General features: G+C 59.9%; 20 protein-coding genes and 2 tRNA genes. 3 read left to right on the top strand and 19 right to left on the bottom strand.

Annotation, left to right across the window (positions count from 1 at the left end; genetic code table 11):
- Positions 1-167: 167 nt before the first annotated feature.
- The 8 genes from JNJ66_02035 to uvrB form a co-directional block, all read right to left on the bottom strand.
- Entirely contained in the window at positions 168-563 is a 396-nt protein-coding gene (locus tag JNJ66_02035) for a YtxH domain-containing protein (GenBank protein ID MBL8159214.1), read from the bottom strand.
- Positions 564-591: 28 nt separating this feature from the next.
- Positions 592-828 carry a hypothetical protein gene (locus tag JNJ66_02030; GenBank protein ID MBL8159213.1) on the bottom strand — a complete coding sequence of 79 codons (237 nt, stop codon included), beginning with the start codon at positions 826-828 and terminating at the stop codon, positions 592-594.
- Positions 829-939: 111 nt separating this feature from the next.
- Positions 940-2,397, bottom strand: coding sequence for an Asp-tRNA(Asn)/Glu-tRNA(Gln) amidotransferase subunit GatB (gene gatB / locus JNJ66_02025; protein ID MBL8159212.1), 1,458 nt, complete (start codon positions 2,395-2,397; stop codon positions 940-942).
- A gap of 2 nt (positions 2,398-2,399) precedes the next feature.
- Positions 2,400-2,822, bottom strand: coding sequence for a hypothetical protein (locus JNJ66_02020; protein MBL8159211.1), 423 nt, complete (start codon positions 2,820-2,822; stop codon positions 2,400-2,402).
- Positions 2,819-4,237: an Asp-tRNA(Asn)/Glu-tRNA(Gln) amidotransferase subunit GatA gene (gene gatA / locus JNJ66_02015; protein ID MBL8159210.1), complete on the bottom strand. Its 1,419-nt coding sequence runs from the start codon at positions 4,235-4,237 to the stop codon at positions 2,819-2,821. Before gatA ends, JNJ66_02020 begins: the two co-directional genes overlap by 4 nt.
- A complete protein-coding gene (gatC, locus tag JNJ66_02010) occupies positions 4,237-4,530 on the bottom strand; it encodes an Asp-tRNA(Asn)/Glu-tRNA(Gln) amidotransferase subunit GatC (protein MBL8159209.1) in 294 nt (97 codons plus the stop codon). Before gatC ends, gatA begins: the two co-directional genes overlap by 1 nt.
- A gap of 62 nt (positions 4,531-4,592) precedes the next feature.
- On the bottom strand, positions 4,593-5,798 hold the full coding sequence (locus tag JNJ66_02005; protein ID MBL8159208.1) for an endo-1,4-beta-xylanase: 1,206 nt from the start codon (positions 5,796-5,798) through the stop codon (positions 4,593-4,595).
- A gap of 195 nt (positions 5,799-5,993) precedes the next feature.
- Complete coding sequence (gene uvrB / locus JNJ66_02000; protein MBL8159207.1) at positions 5,994-7,958, bottom strand: excinuclease ABC subunit UvrB; 1,965 nt, start codon at positions 7,956-7,958, stop codon at positions 5,994-5,996.
- Between the two features lie 165 nt (positions 7,959-8,123).
- On the opposite strand from uvrB, the gene JNJ66_01995 reads away from it, so the two are divergent.
- Both JNJ66_01995 and JNJ66_01990 read left to right on the top strand, forming a co-directional pair.
- Positions 8,124-8,882, top strand: coding sequence for a hypothetical protein (locus JNJ66_01995; GenBank protein MBL8159206.1), 759 nt, complete (start codon positions 8,124-8,126; stop codon positions 8,880-8,882).
- A 138-nt stretch (positions 8,883-9,020) separates the two neighbouring features.
- The gene (locus JNJ66_01990) at positions 9,021-9,785 is read left to right on the top strand and encodes a hypothetical protein (protein ID MBL8159205.1); all 765 of its coding nucleotides are present in this window, start codon (positions 9,021-9,023) and stop codon (positions 9,783-9,785) included.
- Positions 9,786-9,873: 88 nt separating this feature from the next.
- Here the strand turns inward: JNJ66_01990 and JNJ66_01985 are convergent, their stop codons facing one another.
- The 4 genes from JNJ66_01985 to JNJ66_01970 form a co-directional block, all read right to left on the bottom strand.
- The gene (locus JNJ66_01985; protein MBL8159204.1) at positions 9,874-10,476 is read right to left on the bottom strand and encodes a hypothetical protein; all 603 of its coding nucleotides are present in this window, start codon (positions 10,474-10,476) and stop codon (positions 9,874-9,876) included.
- Positions 10,477-10,545: 69 nt separating this feature from the next.
- Complete coding sequence (locus JNJ66_01980; GenBank protein ID MBL8159203.1) at positions 10,546-11,112, bottom strand: rRNA methyltransferase; 567 nt, start codon at positions 11,110-11,112, stop codon at positions 10,546-10,548.
- Positions 11,113-11,170: 58 nt separating this feature from the next.
- Positions 11,171-11,257: transfer RNA gene (locus JNJ66_01975), tRNA-Leu, on the bottom strand.
- Positions 11,258-11,309: 52 nt separating this feature from the next.
- Entirely contained in the window at positions 11,310-12,950 is a 1,641-nt protein-coding gene (locus JNJ66_01970) for an FAD-binding protein (protein MBL8159202.1), read from the bottom strand.
- 146 nt (positions 12,951-13,096) lie between these two features.
- On the opposite strand from JNJ66_01970, the gene JNJ66_01965 reads away from it, so the two are divergent.
- Complete coding sequence (locus tag JNJ66_01965; GenBank protein MBL8159201.1) at positions 13,097-13,372, top strand: hypothetical protein; 276 nt, start codon at positions 13,097-13,099, stop codon at positions 13,370-13,372.
- 86 nt (positions 13,373-13,458) lie between these two features.
- On the opposite strand, the gene JNJ66_01960 is transcribed toward JNJ66_01965, so the two are convergent.
- The 7 genes from JNJ66_01960 to JNJ66_01930 form a co-directional block, all read right to left on the bottom strand.
- On the bottom strand, positions 13,459-13,824 hold the full coding sequence (locus JNJ66_01960; protein ID MBL8159200.1) for a hypothetical protein: 366 nt from the start codon (positions 13,822-13,824) through the stop codon (positions 13,459-13,461).
- A 207-nt stretch (positions 13,825-14,031) separates the two neighbouring features.
- On the bottom strand, positions 14,032-14,454 hold the full coding sequence (locus JNJ66_01955; protein ID MBL8159199.1) for a hypothetical protein: 423 nt from the start codon (positions 14,452-14,454) through the stop codon (positions 14,032-14,034).
- 134 nt (positions 14,455-14,588) lie between these two features.
- The gene (locus tag JNJ66_01950; GenBank protein ID MBL8159198.1) at positions 14,589-15,161 is read right to left on the bottom strand and encodes a hypothetical protein; all 573 of its coding nucleotides are present in this window, start codon (positions 15,159-15,161) and stop codon (positions 14,589-14,591) included.
- A gap of 227 nt (positions 15,162-15,388) precedes the next feature.
- Positions 15,389-15,477, bottom strand: a tRNA-Leu gene (locus JNJ66_01945).
- A gap of 68 nt (positions 15,478-15,545) precedes the next feature.
- Positions 15,546-17,333, bottom strand: coding sequence for a peptide ABC transporter substrate-binding protein (locus tag JNJ66_01940; protein ID MBL8159197.1), 1,788 nt, complete (start codon positions 17,331-17,333; stop codon positions 15,546-15,548).
- A gap of 6 nt (positions 17,334-17,339) precedes the next feature.
- Positions 17,340-17,549 (bottom strand): preprotein translocase subunit SecG, encoded by a 210-nt coding sequence (secG, locus tag JNJ66_01935; protein MBL8159196.1) that lies wholly within the window; start codon positions 17,547-17,549, stop codon positions 17,340-17,342.
- Positions 17,550-17,559: 10 nt separating this feature from the next.
- Positions 17,560-17,946: a phage holin family protein gene (locus tag JNJ66_01930; GenBank protein ID MBL8159195.1), complete on the bottom strand. Its 387-nt coding sequence runs from the start codon at positions 17,944-17,946 to the stop codon at positions 17,560-17,562.
- Between the last annotated feature and the right edge of the window lie 29 nt (positions 17,947-17,975).

Genomic DNA, 17,975 nt, shown 5'->3' with positions numbered 1-17,975 from the left:
GTTCCCCTTAGATGCGCTAAATGTAAGTATTTTCCTATTGGCTCCATTATACATAAAAAGTCACGCTTACCCGCGGCGGGCCGTCCCACTCGACAGGGGTGGCCGATGTAATAAGCACAAAAAAGACCGCCTCGGTTGAGACGGCCCTTATGCATAATGCGTACTGCTTAGCGCTCGGTAGGACGGCGTGGCACCGGCGGCTTCTCGCCCGGCTTGGCAATGCTCGGCTTGATAGTCGGCGTGTGCTTGGCAGGCTTGTCGTCCTCGTAGGCGTCCTGGACGCCCTTGGCGGCGTTCTGGGTGCGGGCCTTGAGGTCTTCAACCTTATCAGCGGCCTGCTGCTTCAGGTCGGCCGCCTTGTGCTTGGCAGCCTCGCGGGCCTCTTCGGCCTTGACGCGGGCTTCTTCGGCCTTGAGATTTGCCTTTGCCTTCATTTCATCGGCCTTGCGGCGGATGTCCTCACGGGTCTGCTCGCCGCTCTTGGGGGCGGCCAGGATGCCGGCGATAGCACCGGCGGCAGCGCCGATCAAGGCGCCAAGTACGAATTTTCCACTCTTGCTCATATGATGCTCCTTTCTTACTTTGTATAGATTAGCGGCGCTTCTTCAGAAGGCCGAGCACGGCGTTGACCATGGCAGCGGGTGCCGCCACCTTGCTGAAGTTGGCCGTTATGTTCTGAACGTTATCGGCGGCCGTCTTGGCTACCGTCGTCACTGATTGAATCTGCTTTGTAACCCGGATAAGCAACACTACCAGAATGATTCCAAGAACGAGGAATACTGCCAGTGCTACCGATAGGATGATAACTAAAACGGTGGTTGCATCCATTGTCGCTGTGGTTTCCTTACGGTTAATGACGTATTAATTGTAACATGCAGCCGGGTGCGGGCTATGAGATATCTTACGTGGCAGTAAACACCGGAATGTGCCGATTGCCGGCTAGCCGAGGCGTTCGCGGATCAGTTTCTGCGCCACCACCGGATTAGCCTTGCCGCCGGAGCGCTTCATGATCTGCCCGACGAAGAAGCCCATGGCTTTCTGGTTGCCTGCTTTGAAATCAGCGATTGACTGCTCGGCGATCGGATCAGCCAGCACCTCATCCACCAGGGCGGCAATAGCCGACTCGTCATTGTCCTGCAAGAATCCGAGCCGCTCGGCCTCGGCCTTCGGGTCTTCCAGCGTCTTCCAGGTCTGGCGCAGCAGCTCTTTGGCGTTGCTTCCATTGATGGCGGAGTCGCTGACCAATCTGGCCAGTCCGATCAGGGCTTCAGGCTTGGGCAGGTACGGCGCGGCCGCCGTCGGCGCCTCGGCCTCCTTCTCAAGCTCGGGCGGCAGCACGTTGATGAGCAGGTCGACGATCTGCTTCAGCTCGGCGTCACCGGCACTGGCTTCGACCTTCAGGACGCGGTCCAGTAGTAACGGGTACAGGAACAGGGCCGACGTGCTCTTGGCGGGCACGCTGCGGGCCTGCAGGCGGCTGCGGACGGTTGGCGGCAAGGTGTCGACAATCTCTTTCCTGACGGCTTCAATCTCAGTGTCCTCCAGGCGGATAGGCGGCAGGTCGGCATCCGGGAAGTAGCGGTAATCGTGGGCATTCTCCTTGCTGCGCTGTGTGAAGGTGCGCTGCTTGGCGTCATCCCAGCCGCGGGTCTCCTGCACCACCGCTTCGCCCTTCTCCAGTACGGCTACCTGGCGCTTGAACTCGTACTCAACCACTTTCTCGACGGCCCTGAACGAGTTGAGATTCTTAATTTCAGCGCGGGTGCCCAGCTCCTTGCTACCCTTCCTCGCAATGGAGATATTGACGTCAAAGCGCATATTGCCGTGGAACAGATCGCCGTGGGTCACGCCCGCATAGACCATGCGCAGGTAGAGCTCCTGGGCGTAGGCCTTAGCCTCCTCGCTGGAGTGCATGTCGGGCTCGGAAACGATCTCAATCAGCGGCGTACCAGCCCGGTTCAGATCGACCAGGCTATAATCGGCGCCGGTCGGATGCACCAACTTGCCGGCATCGGATTCCAGATGGGCATGGTGGATCCGCACCGTCAGCGGCTGGCCGCTCGCCATCGGGACCTCCACACTGCCGGCACCGATGATAGGCGATTCCAGCTGCGTGATCTGGTACCCCAGCGGCAAGTCGGGATAAAAGTAGTGTTTGCGCTCAAAGGCACTGAAGCGGTTGACCGTCGCATCCAGGGCGATGCCCGCCCGGATAGCCAGCTGCACCGCTTGGCCGTTCAGTACCGGCAATACGCCCGGCAGCCCAAAGTCTATCGGGCTGACCGTTGTGTTGGGTGCGGCGTCGCGGGCATCATTATCGGAGCCGCTGAACAGCTTGGTAGCCGTCGCCAGCTGGACGTGACATTCGATGCCGATAGTCGGTTCATATTCATTCATACCTATAGTGCTCCCAGGTCTTTAAGGCCGCGTTTCAGCTGCGCCAGGGCGCGCAGGGCCTGTTGCTCGTTGACATGCACATCGGTCTCGTGGGCGATGCGGTTGCGCAGCTTGTGCGCCTCCCAGATGCCATTGTTGTCGCTGAAGCGGGTGCGATAATTCTTCAGGCGCTCGCCCATGGTCTTGCCACGGAAACCCAGTTCCTGCATGGCGGCATCGAGCAGCTTGTCGGCGTTGACCACGGCCAGCTGCCGCCCTGATGAGCCGTCACGCAGCTGCCCTTCGATCTGCCGCCACTTGGCATCGTATTTGGCCGTATCGAGCCGGCGTTTGACACCGCCGCCCAGCACCTTGACCACAACGGCGCCCACCGCCAGCAGCACGAAGATGATACCGAAGAAGTACAGAAGGACATCTTGCATCATGCCGCCTCCATACTGGCAGCCAGCCGCAATACCGACGGCTCATCGCCGTAGGCGCCGATGATCTGCAGGCCGACAGGCAGTCCCTCATCGGTACCGCACGGCACGCTGATGGCCGGTAATCCAGCCAGGCTTGGCGCCACCGTCATGACATCCACCAGATAGACCGCCAGCGGATCGGCTTTTTCACCGAACTTGTAGGCCGGGCCGGTCGCTACCGGACTGACCAGGACGTCATACTGCTCGTACGCCGCTTCCAACTCTTTGATGATCTTGGTCCGGACCGTCTGTGCCCGGCGGTAGTAAGCATCATAATACCCGCTGGACAACACATAGTTGCCGATCATGATGCGGCGCACATTCTCGTCATTGAAACCGCTGGAGCGCGTCTGCTCATAGGTCTGCTGCAGGTTGGTCGCATCCGGGGAACGGTAGCCGAAGCGGATACCATCATAGCGCGCCAGATTGGAACTGATCTCTGCAGGCACTACGATGTAATACACTGCCAGCGCCAGCTCGACCGATGGCAGGCTGACCTCTTCTACCGTATGCCCCGCCGCCCGGAATGCCTCCAGCTGCGCCTCGATCTGACGGCGCAAGCCCGGCTCGAGCTGATCGCCCATACACTCTTTGATGACGCCGATGCGCTTAGGCGTGTCGGTCTGCAGACAAGCGTCGGCATACTTCTCAGTACTACCGGCCGATGGCAGGGTAGTCGCATCGCGCGCGTCCTGCCCGGCAATGATATCCAGCACCAGCGCGGCATCCTCGACCGTCCTGGTCAGCGGCCCGACGGTGTCGGTGCTACTGGCCATCGCCACCACGCCATAGCGGCTGACCCGGCCGTACGTCGGCTTCAGTCCGACCACGCCACAGTAGCTGGCGGGCAGGCGGATGGAGCCGCCGGTGTCAGTGCCCAAGGCGAATGGCACGATATCCAAAGCCACGGCCGCCGCCGAGCCGCCGGAGCTTCCGCCCGGCACCCGCTGCTTGTCGACCGGGTTCAAGGTAGGACCAAAGTGCGAGTTCTCAGTCGACCCACCATGCGCGAAGGCATCAAGGTTGGCCTTGCCGATACAGATAGCCCCAGCTGCCTCCAGCCGCTCGATAGCCGTCGCCTGATACGGCGCTTCAAAATCCTTGAGCATGGCGCTGGCTGCTGTCGTCTTACCACCGAACGACAGGAAATTATCCTTGGCGATGAACGGCACGCCGGCCAGCGGCCCCACCGTTTCTCCAGCAGCGATCCGCGCATCGATCTCTTTGGCACGCTGCCGCGCCCGCTCTGCCGTCAGGCTGATAAGCGCATTGTACTCAGCGCTCGCCTCGGCACGTGCCAGCGCCTCATCGACATAGGCAGCCGCGCTTTTATTACCACGAGTAACGTCCTCGGCAATGGGCGTGATGAAGGAAGCCATTATTCAATGACCCTCGGCACTTTGATCTGCTTATCCTGCGCCGCCGGCACGTTCGCCAGCAGGCCGGCCTGATCGACACCATAGTCAATCAGCTTGTCCTCCCGCGTTACGTTGGCCAGGCCGGTCACCTGGTAGGTCGGCTCGAGGCCGGTAGTATCGACGGCCTTAAGGCGGTCGAAATAGCCCAGAATCTCCGCGAACTGCTCACGATACGTCTCGCATTCGGTATCGGTCAGTGTCAGGCCGGACAGACGGGCAACTTTCTTTACATCTTCAATCGTAATATCAGCCATATCGTCATTTAGTATACCTGATGCAAAAGGTGATTTACAGCGGCGCTACAGATTACGGGCCGTTAGAGCCCCATGGCCTGGGTCAGCGCCTCGTACGCAGGCTTGGGCTGGAAGTTGCCATCGAACAACAGCGGGTTCATCCCGGGCCGCCAGGTGTGCCCGTCGTACAGACCCCAGGTCGTCACGGCGGTGCAGTTGCCGGCCTCCTTGCAGGCCCGGCCGTATTCGGCGTAACGCCCTGCCTGGTCGGCGACATCGACGATATCAAGCTCGGTAAGCTCCGCCTTCACGCCCAGCGTGCCCAACCGCTGCATATTGGCCTTGATAGCGTTGCCGCTTCCCGGATAACCACCTTGGGCATGCATCTGCAGGCCGACGCCATGGATTGGTACGCCGCGCTCCTTGAGACTTTTCACCATGTTGTAGACCGCATCAACCTTGGCCTGCGAACCGCCGCTCTCACCGCTTTCGGCACTGTAGTCGTTGTAATACAGCTGGGCAGATGGGTCGGCCTCGTGCGCCCAGGTATACGCCTGCGCCAGATAGTCATTGCCTAGTTTCTGCAGCCAGACGGTATCACGCAGGGTGCCGTCATCGTTGAATACCTCATTGGCAACGTCCCACTGGGCAATCTTGCCCTTGTACCGCCCCATCACCTGCTGGATGTGCGTCTTGAGCGCAGTGGCCGCCTGCTCCGAACTGAGGCCGTTGACCCAGCCAGGAACGTCACGGTGCCAGATAAGCGTGTGGCCGCGCACGCGCATGCCTTTTGATTGCGCATAATTGACGATGGCGTCGGCGCCACCCCAGTTAAACTGACCTTGGTTAGGCTGGAGTTGCCCGAACTTCATGGCATTCTCGGCGGTCAGCGACGTAAACTTATACTGCTCCAATGTCGAGGTAAACTGCGGATTGCTCAGTTGGTCCGGCTCGACGGCCGCCCCCAAAAACAGTTTGCCGGGCTGCTGCGGTTCCACCGGCACGCCGCCAGGGTCGGTCGGCTCGCCGTCATCATCACCGCCACCCGGATCCGTCGGCACGCCGGCCGCCGACCCGAACAGCAAGGCCTGGCCGGCTGACGCCTGCGGGTCATCAATCACACTGGTCTGGTCGCGGACTGCCACTTCGGCCTCGGTCATTGGCACCTGGGTGGCCGCATGCGTCACGATCAACAGCGTCAGCGTGATAATGGCCAGCGCCGCCGCGGCTGCCGCTCCGATATTAGGAATTGATAAGGTCTTAGAGGTAAGGGGATGTGATTTTATCATGGCAAATCAGTGCCGTAGCACCGTCCTATCGTTTTCCTTTTATATTTCTCACGTATCTATTTGCTCAAGCGCTAGCGCTTTAACTCAATAAGTGTAGTAGTTAGTCGGCGAAGATTCAATAGTAAAAGTGACCACGTCCGGCGCGGCCACTGTTATAGTATTAACTTTTGATGAAATTCAACGCTGCGGCGCACGCTACATACGCTTTTTAATATCGTCAATCACATCCCGCAGTTCCGCCGCCTTCTCAAACTCCAGGTTGGCCGCCGCCAGCTCCATCTGTGCCGTCAGCTCGCGCACCACATTGCCGTACTCATCCTTAGGAATCTTGCGGACATCAATCTTATTCTTATCTTCATCCTTGGCCGGAATAATCGCCCGCAGCCCCTCGCCCACCTCTTTGGCCACACTGCGCGGCGTAATGCCATGCTCGCGGTTGTAGGCTTCCTGGATACCACGGCGGCGGTCGGTTTCACTGATGGCCTGGCGCATACTGTCAGTCATATTGTCGGCATACATGATGACCTGACCGCGCTCATGCCGCGCCGCCCGGCCGATGATCTGAATCAGGCTGGAAGCACTGCGCAGGAAGCCTTCCTTATCGGCATCGATGATGGCCACCAGACTGACCTCCGGTAAATCCAGGCCCTCACGCAACAGGTTGATACCAACCAGCACATCATAGATACCCAGCCGTAGATCACGGAGGATATCACTACGCTCCAGCGTATCGATGTCGGAATGGACATAGGCCGTCTTGATGCCGATATCGATCATATAGCTCGAAAGATCCTCGGCCATCCGCTTGGTTAGCGTCGTCACCAGTACGCGCTCCTGTTTATCGATGCGCTCGCGGATTTCTGCCAGCAGGTCGTCAATCTGTCCCTCGGTCCCCCGGATGTCGATCGGCGGGTCCAACAGCCCGGTCGGCCGGATGATCTGCTCGACCGGCTCCGGCGTATGGCTCAGCTCGTACGGCCCGGGTGTCGCCGATACATAGATGACGCTGTTCATGTGCCGTTCAAATTCAGTGAAGGTCAGCGGACGGTTATCGAGCGCGCTCGGCAGACGGAAGCCATGCTCCACCAGAATCTCTTTGCGGGCCCGGTCGCCGTTGTACATGCCGCGCACCTGCGGTAGCGTCTGGTGGCTTTCATCAATCATCATGATAAAGTCATCCGGAAAATAATCGAGCAGGGTCACTGGCTGTTCGCCCGGCTCACGGCTCGTCAGGTAGCGCGAGTAATTCTCGATACCTTTGACGAAGCCGGTCTCTTCCATCATCTCCAGGTCGAACTTGGTCCGCTGCGCCAGGCGCTGGGCTTCCAACAGCTTGCCCTGCTGCCGGAACTCAGCCAGGCGCTGATCCAGCTCGGTCTGGATATGGCCGATGGCGACCTTCAGCTTGTCGCCCGGCGTCACATAGTGGCTGCTCGGGAAGACGGCGATCTTGTTGGGCTGGGCGGTAATCTCGCCCGTCAACGGGTTGATTTCGGTGATACGCTCCACCTCGTCGCCAAAGAACTCAACCCGGTAGGCCGTCTCGGCTCCAGCCGGAAAGATGTCCACCACGTCACCGCGCACCCGGAAGGTCCCGCGATGGAAATCCATATCATTGCGCTGATACTGGATATCCGTCAGGTGGCGCACCAACTTGTCCTGCTTGCGCAATTCACCCTTCTCAATATGCACGGCCATCCCACCGTAGTCCTCTACCGAACCGATGCCGTAGATACAGCTGACGCTGGCCACGATGATGACATCGCGGCGGGTCAGCAACGAGGAAGTGGCGGCGTGGCGCAGGCGGTCGATCTCCTCGTTGATACGCGAATCTTTCTCGATGAAGGTATCACTGCTGGCGATGTATGCTTCCGGCTGATAGTAATCGAAGTAGCTGACAAAGTAGTGGACTTCGCTGTCGGGAAAGAACGCCCGGAATTCCGAAAAAAGCTGCGCGGCCAGCGTCTTGTTGTGTGCCAAAATGAGCGTCGGCACTTGGCGCTCAGCGATGATATTGGCCATGGTAAAGGTCTTACCGCTGCCGGTCACGCCCAGTAGCGTCTGTTCTTTCTCGCCAGCTTCAAGACCGGCCACTAATTTGGCTATGGCGCCTGGTTGATCGCCGGTCGGCTGGTACTTGGATTGCAGTGAAAATGGCATCTATACCATTTTAGCACTTTGGACGCCAGAATGCTGAAACCGGCTGAGTACCGGCTGAAAAGGAGAGCGCCTACCCTTGTATTTTCACATGAAAAATTGTATAAAAATATAAGTCTCCGCTGTCCGCGGAGCCTTGATCCACATCGACGAAAGGATACGGCCGCCATGCTCCGCAGCACCACGTCGTACCACGAAGCCCTGAACAAGCTGGCCGCACAAGGCAAGACCATCGTCTACCTGCAGTACTTCGGCCAGCTCTGCCCGCACCTGGCCGCGCATCACCACCAGGCCCTGTACGGCACGCAGTTCCCCACCAGGATCGCGCTGCCCGCACTGGTCCGGGATGACATCGTCCATCTGGCCCGGATCGAACCGCGCCAGGGCGAACGTCCCGCCATGGTCAGCTACGCGGGGACGGCGGCGGTCGACCACGACTTCCATGCCGACTCCGACGAAGCACCGCCCTCCTTCCTGCGTGAAGCCGGTGAGTACCCCGCCAGGACCTGGCCGGCCCAGCTCTACACCGACACCTGGGCCGGTGCCGTCACCGCCCTGCTCGTCAAGCCGGTGGGCAACGGTGCCAGTCAGACCACCGTGGCGTCCATCACCTTCGCCCTCGATAAGCCGTGGGCCGGCCTGGCAACGCTGCATGATGGCGTCGTCGCGTCATCGGACTTCGACGCGGCCACGATGCACTGGGCGACCGGTGCGGCCGGGGCGGCCGAGCTGACGCATGGGCTGGAGCACACGCAGCTCGAGTTCTGCGCCCGCTGCGGCACCGGGCTCACCCCCGACTACTGCCCCAGCTGCTACCGGGCCTTCCCTCACGAAGCCAGCCGTACCGCCGGCAGCCTCGAGCTGCCGCGCAAGGCGCGGCGGGCACTGCAGGCGATGGGCTTCCAGTACGACGGCATGCGCACCTGAGCAGCCGGCACCGATGTGGAACTCCCTCCGTACCTGCGGGTGCGGAGGGTTTCTACTTCTTGCTACAGTCTACTGATTATTTTATACTCTTGAAACGCCGCTCTGCGGCACCCCACCACACCTACCTAAGGAGTTTCCATGGAGTCGGCACGCACTGTGTATGTCTCTGCCATGACCGAGTTGCTGCAGACCGGCACCCTCACAAACCTGGACAGCACGGCGCTGCAACGCCTACTGCCCCATCTGGAGGAACGCCGGCTGCACGGCATGATCGACCGGGCGCGCAGCGACAGAGCAGCACTCGTCGTTGCCGCCCCGCCACTGCTGCGTCCCGCGCACGTCAACATCCTGGAGTACCACCCGCCCATCGACGGCAGGCCTGCCGCCATCATCCGGCGGCCGATGCTGCCAGCCACCACGACGACCGATGGCGCGGGCAACCCGATCCGGTACGTGCACGGCGCCCTGCAATACGCCCAGGCCAACTGGGCACTCCGGCTAGCCGGGCAGGACTGGCCGGATCACCTCCAGCTGGTCATCGTTCCGCCCGGTACGGCCGACGGGCCCGGCGGCACGCCTCTCGAAGCCGGCGTCACCTTGATCCGGCCGTGGGACACTCTGCCGGCCGACGGCAATCAGCCGGTGCTGCACACCTGGTCGCTCGCGCTTGGCCAGCTGAGCACTGAGCCGGCGGTCATTGCCGAAATGCCGGCACCCGGCGTGCCAGTGCGCCGCATCCACATCTGCGGCGTCTGCGGTACCGGTCTGGGTCCGGCCGCCGAATGCCCGGCTTGCCCGGCGACGTTCCCGCCGTCAACCGCGCGCGGACACGCCGGCCTGCAGCTGCCGCGCACGCTCTACCGCAGGCTGGCCGCGGCCGGCATTACCGTGGGAAGGCCCTAGGGGCGGCCGGCTGGCCCGGGGCACCATCCAGCAACGCCCTCCCGTGCACTACGCACGGGAGGGCGTCTTCCTTTCCACAAGGCTTCAGCTACCCGTTGCGCTGGGCGGCGGGACGTTCGTTGACGTCCTTTATCTCAGTGCGGAAATCAGCGTATTTCTTATTGAGTGCCTCTACGACGCGCGTCACGATGCGCTCCGGGTCGGTGTCGTAGATGATTTCGCTTTTGTGCGGCGTATGGATGCGCTCGGTCAGCAGCGGGATAAAATCCGCCAGCCCGCCACTGCCCAACAGCACGGCACAGACCTTATTGCTCTCGATTGCCGTCGAGAACTCATGCAGGCTTCCCATGCGGCCGCCAACGGTAATGACCGCATCACTGGAACGCACCAGGTGCACATCACGGCCGACATATTCCATGCCGGTGTAATTGATATAGTCGAATTCCTCGGTCGGCAACCGGTACGAATGGACATGCTCGCGCAATGTTGCGGCCGGCGAAAAGCCGATAGACAAGCCGCCTTCAGACTTCGCCCCTTCGGCAGCATGACGCGGCAGCCCGATGGTCGCCCCGGTAATCAACGTCTGCTTAGCACGGGCAATCGCCGCACCGACGGCAAAGGCCAGATGACTAGAGGCTTCGACAGTATTTCCGGAGGCAGCGCCGGATACGCAGATTTGGTAATGGCTCATGAATGGGACCTGTTTGTTTTTTGTATGTACTTGTACGCCATTATAAGGTGTAGTAAGCACAAATACAATCTACCGCCGCTCCAGTACCCAACGCCGCACCCACTCGTACATCAGAATACCCGAAGCGACGCCCACGTTCACCGAGCGAGTCGAGCCGAACTGCTCGATAGCCACCACCGACCGGCAGACCGCCTGCAACTCCGGCGACAGCCCGGGCCCCTCCTGCCCGAACACCAACACCGTCCGCTCCGGCAGCTCCGCCACTGCCAGATCGGTGCTGCCTTCGATATTATCCACCCCGGTTATTACCATTTGATTCACTTTGGCCCACTCGGCAAATTCCCGGGCACTTTCATGGTGATATAACTGCAGGTACTTATCCGTCACCATGGCACCCCGCCGGTTCCACTTGCGCTTGCCGATGATGTGCACACCGCCGGCATTGAAGGCATTTGCATTGCGGACGATCGTTCCGATGTTGAAATCATGCTGATAGTTCTCAATCGCCACGTGGTACACGAAAGCCCGCCGCGCCAGGTCAGCTTTGATAGCTTCGTTCTTCCAGCCGCGGTATGCATCGACGACGTTGCGGGTATCGCCGTCGGCTATCAGTTGTGGGTCAAGATGGTCTTCCATAATCGCTTGTATTATACGGCAAAAATAAAACACCGGCTGTCACAGCCGGCACTTTATCTGGTACGCGAGAGAAGACTCGAACTTCCACGTCCTTACGGACACTAACACCTGAAGCTAGCGCGTCTACCAATTCCGCCACTCGCGCACATTGGTTTGTACAAACAGTATAGTAGCGCAAACGGCGGAATTTAACAATACTAGCTGTACGGCAGGTAGTCGTGCAGATGTTCGATGGAATAGCTGGTACGCAGACTGCCCACCACACCCTTCAGGTCAGTACCGAATTTGACTCCCGGATTCAGTATGCCGTATGGGTCAAACAGCTTCTTGACCTGCTTGAACACCGCCAGCATATCGTCACCATGCTGAGCCTGCAAAAACGGCGCGCGCAGCCGGCCGTCATTGTGCTCGGCGCTGATGATGCCACCCAGCTTGATGACCAGGGCATTATACTCGGTCATCAGCTTCATCAGGCGCTGGCGATCGCTGAGCTGCGAAAGATCCATCAACGGCTGGACATGCAGGTTGGCGTCACCGGCGTGGCCCCAGACGGCCATCTCCAGATGATATTTCTCAAGCAGGGCGTACAGACCGTTCAGCAACAACTTGAACTTCTCCGGCGGCACGGCAGCATCCTCGATGAACGGCAAAGCGGCACGGCCACCCTGGTTGGCGCTCATGACAAAAGCGGCGGCGCGGCGGATAGCCCAGAAATCTTCCTGCTCTTCCGCATCGGTCGAGATGGTCACCTTATTGGTGATGCCCTGCAGCAGCTTCTGCAGTTTCTTGATCTTTGCCTGCTGCTTACGGGCGCTGTCATCATCGAATTCAGCCAGTAGCAGAATGCCAGGGTACGGTTCGGAAACAAGGTCTTCGAGCAGCGTGGGATGTGTTTCGCCCACGGTCTTCAGCAAATGCTTGTCGACCATTTCGAGCGTGCTCGGCCCCAGCGGCGTCACAGCTTCGATGGCCGCCGTGGCAATGTCGATGTCTTCACATTCGATGGCCACCAGCGTCGTCGACGGCACGGCAGCCGAAACGCTGACGATGGCCTCACTAACGATACCCAGCGTCCCCTGCGACCCCACCAACAGCGGCGTCAGGTCGAACGAACCGTCAGCCCGTTTGATGTCGAAGAGCGAGTAGCCCGAGGCACGCTTGGAGATGCCGGCAAAATCACGGTCGTGGTCATCGATCAGTGCGGCGTTATCGGTCAGGATGGAATCAAGCTGGCGGTAAATCTCGCCCTCAAAGGTATCAAGCCCCTGCTTCTGACTCAGTTCACGCTTGTTCAGGCGCTTGGTCTGAATGACATCGCCGTTGCTAAGGATCACCTCGAGGTTGCGCACATACTCACGCATCGAGCCGTACTTCAGCGTCTTCTCGCCCGCTGAATTATTGGCGATGGCACCCCCGACCGAAGAGTAGTTATATGAGGCAGGATACGGCGGCAGGAACAGGTTGTGCGTCTCCAGGACATCCTGCAGCGTCCGGAAATTCATGCCCGGCTGCAGGCGCACCAGCTTCTGCTTGGTGTCCATTTCGAGCAGACGGTTCATGTGGGCGGGAAAGACCATGACCAGGCCGGAACCGATGGCAGCGCCAGACAGGTCGGTGCCGCGGCCACGGGCGGTAATCGGCAGTTTGTGGCCTTTTTCGGCCAGCTGCCAGCTGAAGCGGGCGATCTTGCGGATATCAGCGGCATTCTTGGGGTACACGACAAATAACGGCGCAACCGAAAGAACGCTGGCATCAGTCGAGAAATAGCGCCGCGCGGCCGCAGAAGTCAGGATTTCGCCTGCGATGTGCTCCTGTAAATATGAGGTGATCTTATTCATGAAAATACAGTTTCTCTTTCAAGCATTGTTGTCTATATACTACCACACATTGCCACTTATGCTCGGCCCGACAACTGTAAAATAGTTTATAGCCGCGCCGGCCGGCACCGCCGATAATACTACGTGACTAAACAAGGAGCTAACTCATGAGAGATATCGCTGCGTCCGCCCAGCCGACCGAGGACAACTTTACGCCCCAGCAGGCACAGCACAATGACGATGACGAACGCACCGGCCCGCCCTTCGATTCGCCCGACAAAGAGGCCGACATGCCGTTTGAGCAGCACCCGCTGACCGACTACTCCGACACCGATGAGACCGAACGCTACAACACCGGCATCATCGGCGATACCGAGCTGGATGATCCCGATGATAATGCCGTCATCGGCTACGATCCCAGCAAGGATAAACGCGTAGCGTAACCACTCAAAAAAGGAAAACCGCCCTCCGAGGAGAGCGGTGCGGACTGGCTGATTGCCGGTCCTTTTCCGTGAGGGACGGGAGAGGGTCAGGCGCGAGCCCAACCCGGCACGACCGTCATCTGGTTGTGCGTGCCCCGGCGGATGGTCATCTCGATCATCTGCTCAGGCTGCAGCGGGCTGTTGCCGATGTGCGTCAGGAAGACCTGGACGCTGTCACCGATGGCAGCTTCACTGCGGACGGCGAAGCCGTACTCCGTGCCCGTGGTGCGGGAGACCAGGCAGAAGTTGGTGCTCCCGGCCTGGGCGCGGCGCAGGTAGCCGATGTCGTACAGGCTGTCGGTGTCGAAGCCGTCGATCCTCAGCTCCCGCGTCCGGGCCACGGCCTTCTCCACGTAGGGAGTCAGCAGGTCGAGGACATCGTTGGCGCCGAAGAGCGTGAACGGAGTGCTCATGCAAGGTCCCTTCAAACGGAGGTCGTGGACCCACTCGGGTGAGCGATGACCATACTTATATACTATCATATTTTAGCAAGAAAGTCAATAAGCATAAGCTTATTTATATCCTGTTTGCAAAGCTTTTGAAACAAAAAAACCACCTGCCAAAAGGTGGTACAGCGGCCACCCGGTATAGAACCGGGTGGCCGCTTTGAGGCGGCACGGTCAGCGCCAGCCGGGGACGGCGATGATCTGTCCACGTTCACCGCGGAGCAGTGTCATCCGCCGGCGGTTGGCCTCGTCCATCACCGAACCCTGCATGATGCCGAGCACCACGTGGGCGCGGTCTGCGCGGATCGTGTCCGGCACCATCATGAACCCGTACTGGGTCCCGGTGGTGAGCGAGGTGAGGCTGATGGCCTTCCCGTCGCGCTGGACGCCGAGCAAGAAGCCGGCGTCGTAGCCGCTGTCGGTGTGGAAACCGGTCATGGTCAGCTCCCGCGTCCGCTGCAGCCCGAGGCCGATGGCAGCATCGGCGATGGCCTCGAGGGGGCTGGCGGCAAGAGCTCCAGAAACGGTCACAATCATCTCCTGTCGGATCGGGTCATCGGGCGACGACCATACTATAATTGTAGCACAAATTGCCACAAAAGTCAATAGGCTTATGCTTACTCTTACCTCTGTTTAGTGAGTAATCAAAATGGCAATGCTCCATAACGAAAATCGGGCCCGAAGGCCCCCGGATCAGATGCGATCCGGGAGACCTTCGGGCCCGTAGCGGCCTAGCTGGCCGGCTGGTAGCCCAGCAGCTGCAGCACCAGGCGGTAGATGTTGCACCGCCAGGCGGCGCGGCCCTCCTTCTGGTCGGTGATGTCCGGCAGAGGAAACTCGTCACCGAGCGTGCCGATCATCAGGCCGAGGGCCCAGAAGTGCTCGACGATGTTGCGGTGGTGCGTCAGCGGGCCATCCATCCGCTCGCCGTCCAGCGTCAGGCTGTCCGTCGCCAGGTACCAGAAGTGCCGGAGCAGCTCGTGGATGGCGTGGTCGACGAGCCGGTACAGCTTGTCGGTGCCCTGCGGCCTCACATCGGGCTGCAGGGCCAGGCGGTTGCACAGCTCGGCGGTGTCGGGCAGCGAGTCGAGCTGGCGCCGGACGTCCTGCGCCGTGATGCCGGTGGCCGCGAAGCCGATGATGGACAGGTTGGTCCACCAGGCCTCGGTGATGAAGTCGGGGTTGTCGGCCTCAGCGATGCCCAGCAGCTGCGCCACGAAGCCGTACTTCACGCGGAAGTCGGCAGCCGCGGCCACGAAGTGCAGGTGGTCCGTCAGCGGCTCGGCGACTGCCGTGTCCAGCATCGCCTGATAGGCGGCCAGCGCCGCCTCGATCTCGGCGGTGGCGGTCGCCGGGTTGACGGCCGGGGGCAGCAGGAAGGTGTGGGTGTCCGTGGGCTGCGTCATATGACGCTCCTTACGCTCGTTCCGGTCGGATGACGGTTAAATATTACAATTTTACTAATGTTTTGTCAAGGAATGTTCGCCACCCCGCCCAAAGCAAAAACCGGCCAAAAGACCGGCTCTTACCATGGTGCGCGAAAGAGGACTTGAACCTCCACGACCTAAAGCGGTCACTAGCCCCTCAAGCTAGCGCGTCTACCAATTCCGCCATTCGCGCATATTTCCAGGATGTACCCTAGTGGTTACTAGTACAGACAGTATAGTAGCCTAGCAGTGAGAAAATGTCTAGCGGGTATTGTCGAGCCAGCCGGCTTCGGCCGACCAGTAGACGACGTTGCTCAGGCGCTCGGTAATATCACCGACTTCGCGGTCAGTGACGGACTTCGTCTTGGCTAATGATACATACGCGACGTTCGGACGATACAGGGCGATTGCCGGCGTGTCGGCCAGCCAGGTGTTGGCAAAGGCCTTGTACTTGATAGCACGCAGAGCCTGGTCTCCCCGGATACGGCCGGAGTTGAGTGCTTCGTCAGCCAGCGGTGAACGGTATTCGGCCAGGTTCAGGCGGCCCGGTTCGGCCTGGGAAGAGTGCCAGTAGGCAAAGGTGTCGCTGTCGCGGCCCAGGGACAGTTCGTAAACCAGTACGTCGTAGGAGTGCGGAGAGATGACATTGGCCTGGAAGCCCTCGCGGGTCTCGAGGTTCGACTTGACCTCTACGCCCAGGCGGGACCAGGCCGCGTGCAATGAATCGAGTACCTGGTTATAGTCGCCGCTGTTGATGCCGACCAGGTTGATATGCAACGGCTGCCCGTCTTTCTTGCGGACATTACCCGAGAGCTTCCAGCCGGCTTCATCGAGCAGCGCGGCGGCCTTAGCCGGGTCGTAACCAGCCTGGCGGGCATTCGGATCGTAGCCCAGCTGGCCGGGCAGCAGCGGCCCTTCGATCAGCTCGACGCCTTGCAGCTTGCTGACAAGATTCGGGCGGTCCAGAGCCATCAGCAGTGCTTTGCGCACCTTGGCATCGTCGAGTGGCGGCGCGCTTTGCTTGAAGAAGGCGTAGACGGCGCTGAAGGGCTTCAGGTTGCTGATGCGCAGCGATTTGTCATCTTTGAAGACATCCAGCTGGTTGTGCGGAATGTCGGTCGCAGCCATGATTTCCCGGTCACGCAGGGCGTTGGTCAGCTGATCGCTATCCTCATATAGGCGCATAATGAAGCGCTCAACCTTGGGCTTGCCGCCCAGGTAGGTATCGCTGGCAGTCAGGGTGATATCCTGCTGGGAATTCTGGCTGCGGCCGGCAGAGAGGCTACGGAAATCGAAGGGACCGCTGCCCACCAGGGGGCGTTCATTGAAGCTGGCGTTACGGAGACGGTCGGCAGAGACCGAGGCCAGCAGGTGCTGCGGCAGGATGCCGACGGTCAGGGAGCCCAGGAACGGCGCGTACTCGCTTGGCAGTTTGATGGTCAGCGTGTCGTCGTCGACGGCTTCGATGATCACCTCGCGCCAGGCACTGGCATAGGGCGAGCGCACGGCCGGGTTCTGGATGGTCTGGACAGTAAAGACGACGTCGCGGCTGGTCAGGGCGACGCCATCGCTCCACTTGAGGTTTGGTTTCAGATCGACGGTGTAGACCTTGCCGGTATCATCAAGCGACCACGACCGGGCGAGCTGCCCTACATATTCACCTTCCTCATCAACGCTTAGCAGGCTGGCGAACAGCAGGCGCGAGACCGAGCGTTCGGCGGCGCTGGTAACCAGAATCGGATTGAGCGTGGCGACTTCACCGACCATACCCTCCACATAGCTGCCGCCTTCACGCTGGCCGACATGGCTGTATAGCGGCCGGCTGAGATTGACCTGGATGGCACCGATGATAATCAAAGCAGCGGCACAGATGACCCAGAATATGGCCGTCCGGCGGACTTCCTTGAGATTCTCGATGCGCCTGATGATGAAGTTGTTGGCATGCAATGCGGTGGCCCGCTCCAGCCGCTTGAGACGGCCGACCTCATGGCCCGGTGCCGGGCCATCGGTCTGCTCAAAGTCTTTATCGCTTTTGCTGCCTTGGGCCACGTGCACCTACCCGCGGACTAGCGAGATAATGATGGAAGCGGTAAAGACGACCGCTGCTACGATGGTCGCTTCAAACAGGCTCTTATCAGTACCGCGACGGGAGGTGTAGAGCTCACCGGAGCTACCAAAACCGGCTCCGAGCGAGGCGCCGCGCTGCTGCAGCAGGATCATGATGATCATCAGGATACCGGACACGATGGCAATTATTTGTAACATGGATTCTCCTCTATCGTTTATTCAATTCTAGCACACCCGACAAGGCATAGTTGACCACGGCGATGATCATACCGGCCAGTACCGCCGCACCGAACGTCACGTCGAGGCTCGGTGTCAGTGCGGCCGCGATAAAGACCATCACGCCGTTGACAATGATCATGAACAGCCCGAGCGAAAGCAGGATGGCAGGCAGCGAGAAGATGACGATTATCGGTTTGAGCAGCGTATTGACCACCGACAGCATCAGGCCGCCGAAGAATATCAGCTCCAGCCCGCCGGTAAAGGTAATGCCGTTGTCAGCCAGCAGGCGGATGGCGATCCAAAGCCCGAGCGTATTGAAAAGCAGCCGCAGGCAAAACACGGCGAATTGACGTTTGATGCTTACTTGTGAACTCATAGTCCTTCCCGTCAGTATACCGTATTTCG

This window comes from Candidatus Saccharibacteria bacterium (assembly GCA_016789455.1).
Lineage (GTDB): Bacteria > Patescibacteriota > Saccharimonadia > Saccharimonadales > Saccharimonadaceae > CAIJKY01.
This window is presented reverse-complemented; position numbering and strand designations above follow the sequence as displayed.

Coding starts and splice junctions, on each gene's coding strand:
- JNJ66_02035 (MBL8159214.1), bottom strand. CDS start 563: ATGAGCAAGAGTGGAAAATTCGTACTTGGCGCCTTGATCGGCGCTGCC.
- JNJ66_02030 (MBL8159213.1), bottom strand. CDS start 828: ATGGATGCAACCACCGTTTTAGTTATCATCCTATCGGTAGCACTGGCA.
- gatB (MBL8159212.1), bottom strand. CDS start 2,397: ATGAATGAATATGAACCGACTATCGGCATCGAATGTCACGTCCAGCTG.
- JNJ66_02020 (MBL8159211.1), bottom strand. CDS start 2,822: ATGATGCAAGATGTCCTTCTGTACTTCTTCGGTATCATCTTCGTGCTG.
- gatA (MBL8159210.1), bottom strand. CDS start 4,237: ATGGCTTCCTTCATCACGCCCATTGCCGAGGACGTTACTCGTGGTAAT.
- gatC (MBL8159209.1), bottom strand. CDS start 4,530: ATGGCTGATATTACGATTGAAGATGTAAAGAAAGTTGCCCGTCTGTCC.
- JNJ66_02005 (MBL8159208.1), bottom strand. CDS start 5,798: ATGATAAAATCACATCCCCTTACCTCTAAGACCTTATCAATTCCTAAT.
- uvrB (MBL8159207.1), bottom strand. CDS start 7,958: ATGCCATTTTCACTGCAATCCAAGTACCAGCCGACCGGCGATCAACCA.
- JNJ66_01995 (MBL8159206.1), top strand. CDS start 8,124: ATGCTCCGCAGCACCACGTCGTACCACGAAGCCCTGAACAAGCTGGCC.
- JNJ66_01990 (MBL8159205.1), top strand. CDS start 9,021: ATGGAGTCGGCACGCACTGTGTATGTCTCTGCCATGACCGAGTTGCTG.
- JNJ66_01985 (MBL8159204.1), bottom strand. CDS start 10,476: ATGAGCCATTACCAAATCTGCGTATCCGGCGCTGCCTCCGGAAATACT.
- JNJ66_01980 (MBL8159203.1), bottom strand. CDS start 11,112: ATGGAAGACCATCTTGACCCACAACTGATAGCCGACGGCGATACCCGC.
- JNJ66_01970 (MBL8159202.1), bottom strand. CDS start 12,950: ATGAATAAGATCACCTCATATTTACAGGAGCACATCGCAGGCGAAATC.
- JNJ66_01965 (MBL8159201.1), top strand. CDS start 13,097: ATGAGAGATATCGCTGCGTCCGCCCAGCCGACCGAGGACAACTTTACG.
- JNJ66_01960 (MBL8159200.1), bottom strand. CDS start 13,824: ATGAGCACTCCGTTCACGCTCTTCGGCGCCAACGATGTCCTCGACCTG.
- JNJ66_01950 (MBL8159198.1), bottom strand. CDS start 15,161: ATGCTGGACACGGCAGTCGCCGAGCCGCTGACGGACCACCTGCACTTC.
- secG (MBL8159196.1), bottom strand. CDS start 17,549: ATGTTACAAATAATTGCCATCGTGTCCGGTATCCTGATGATCATCATG.
- JNJ66_01930 (MBL8159195.1), bottom strand. CDS start 17,946: ATGAGTTCACAAGTAAGCATCAAACGTCAATTCGCCGTGTTTTGCCTG.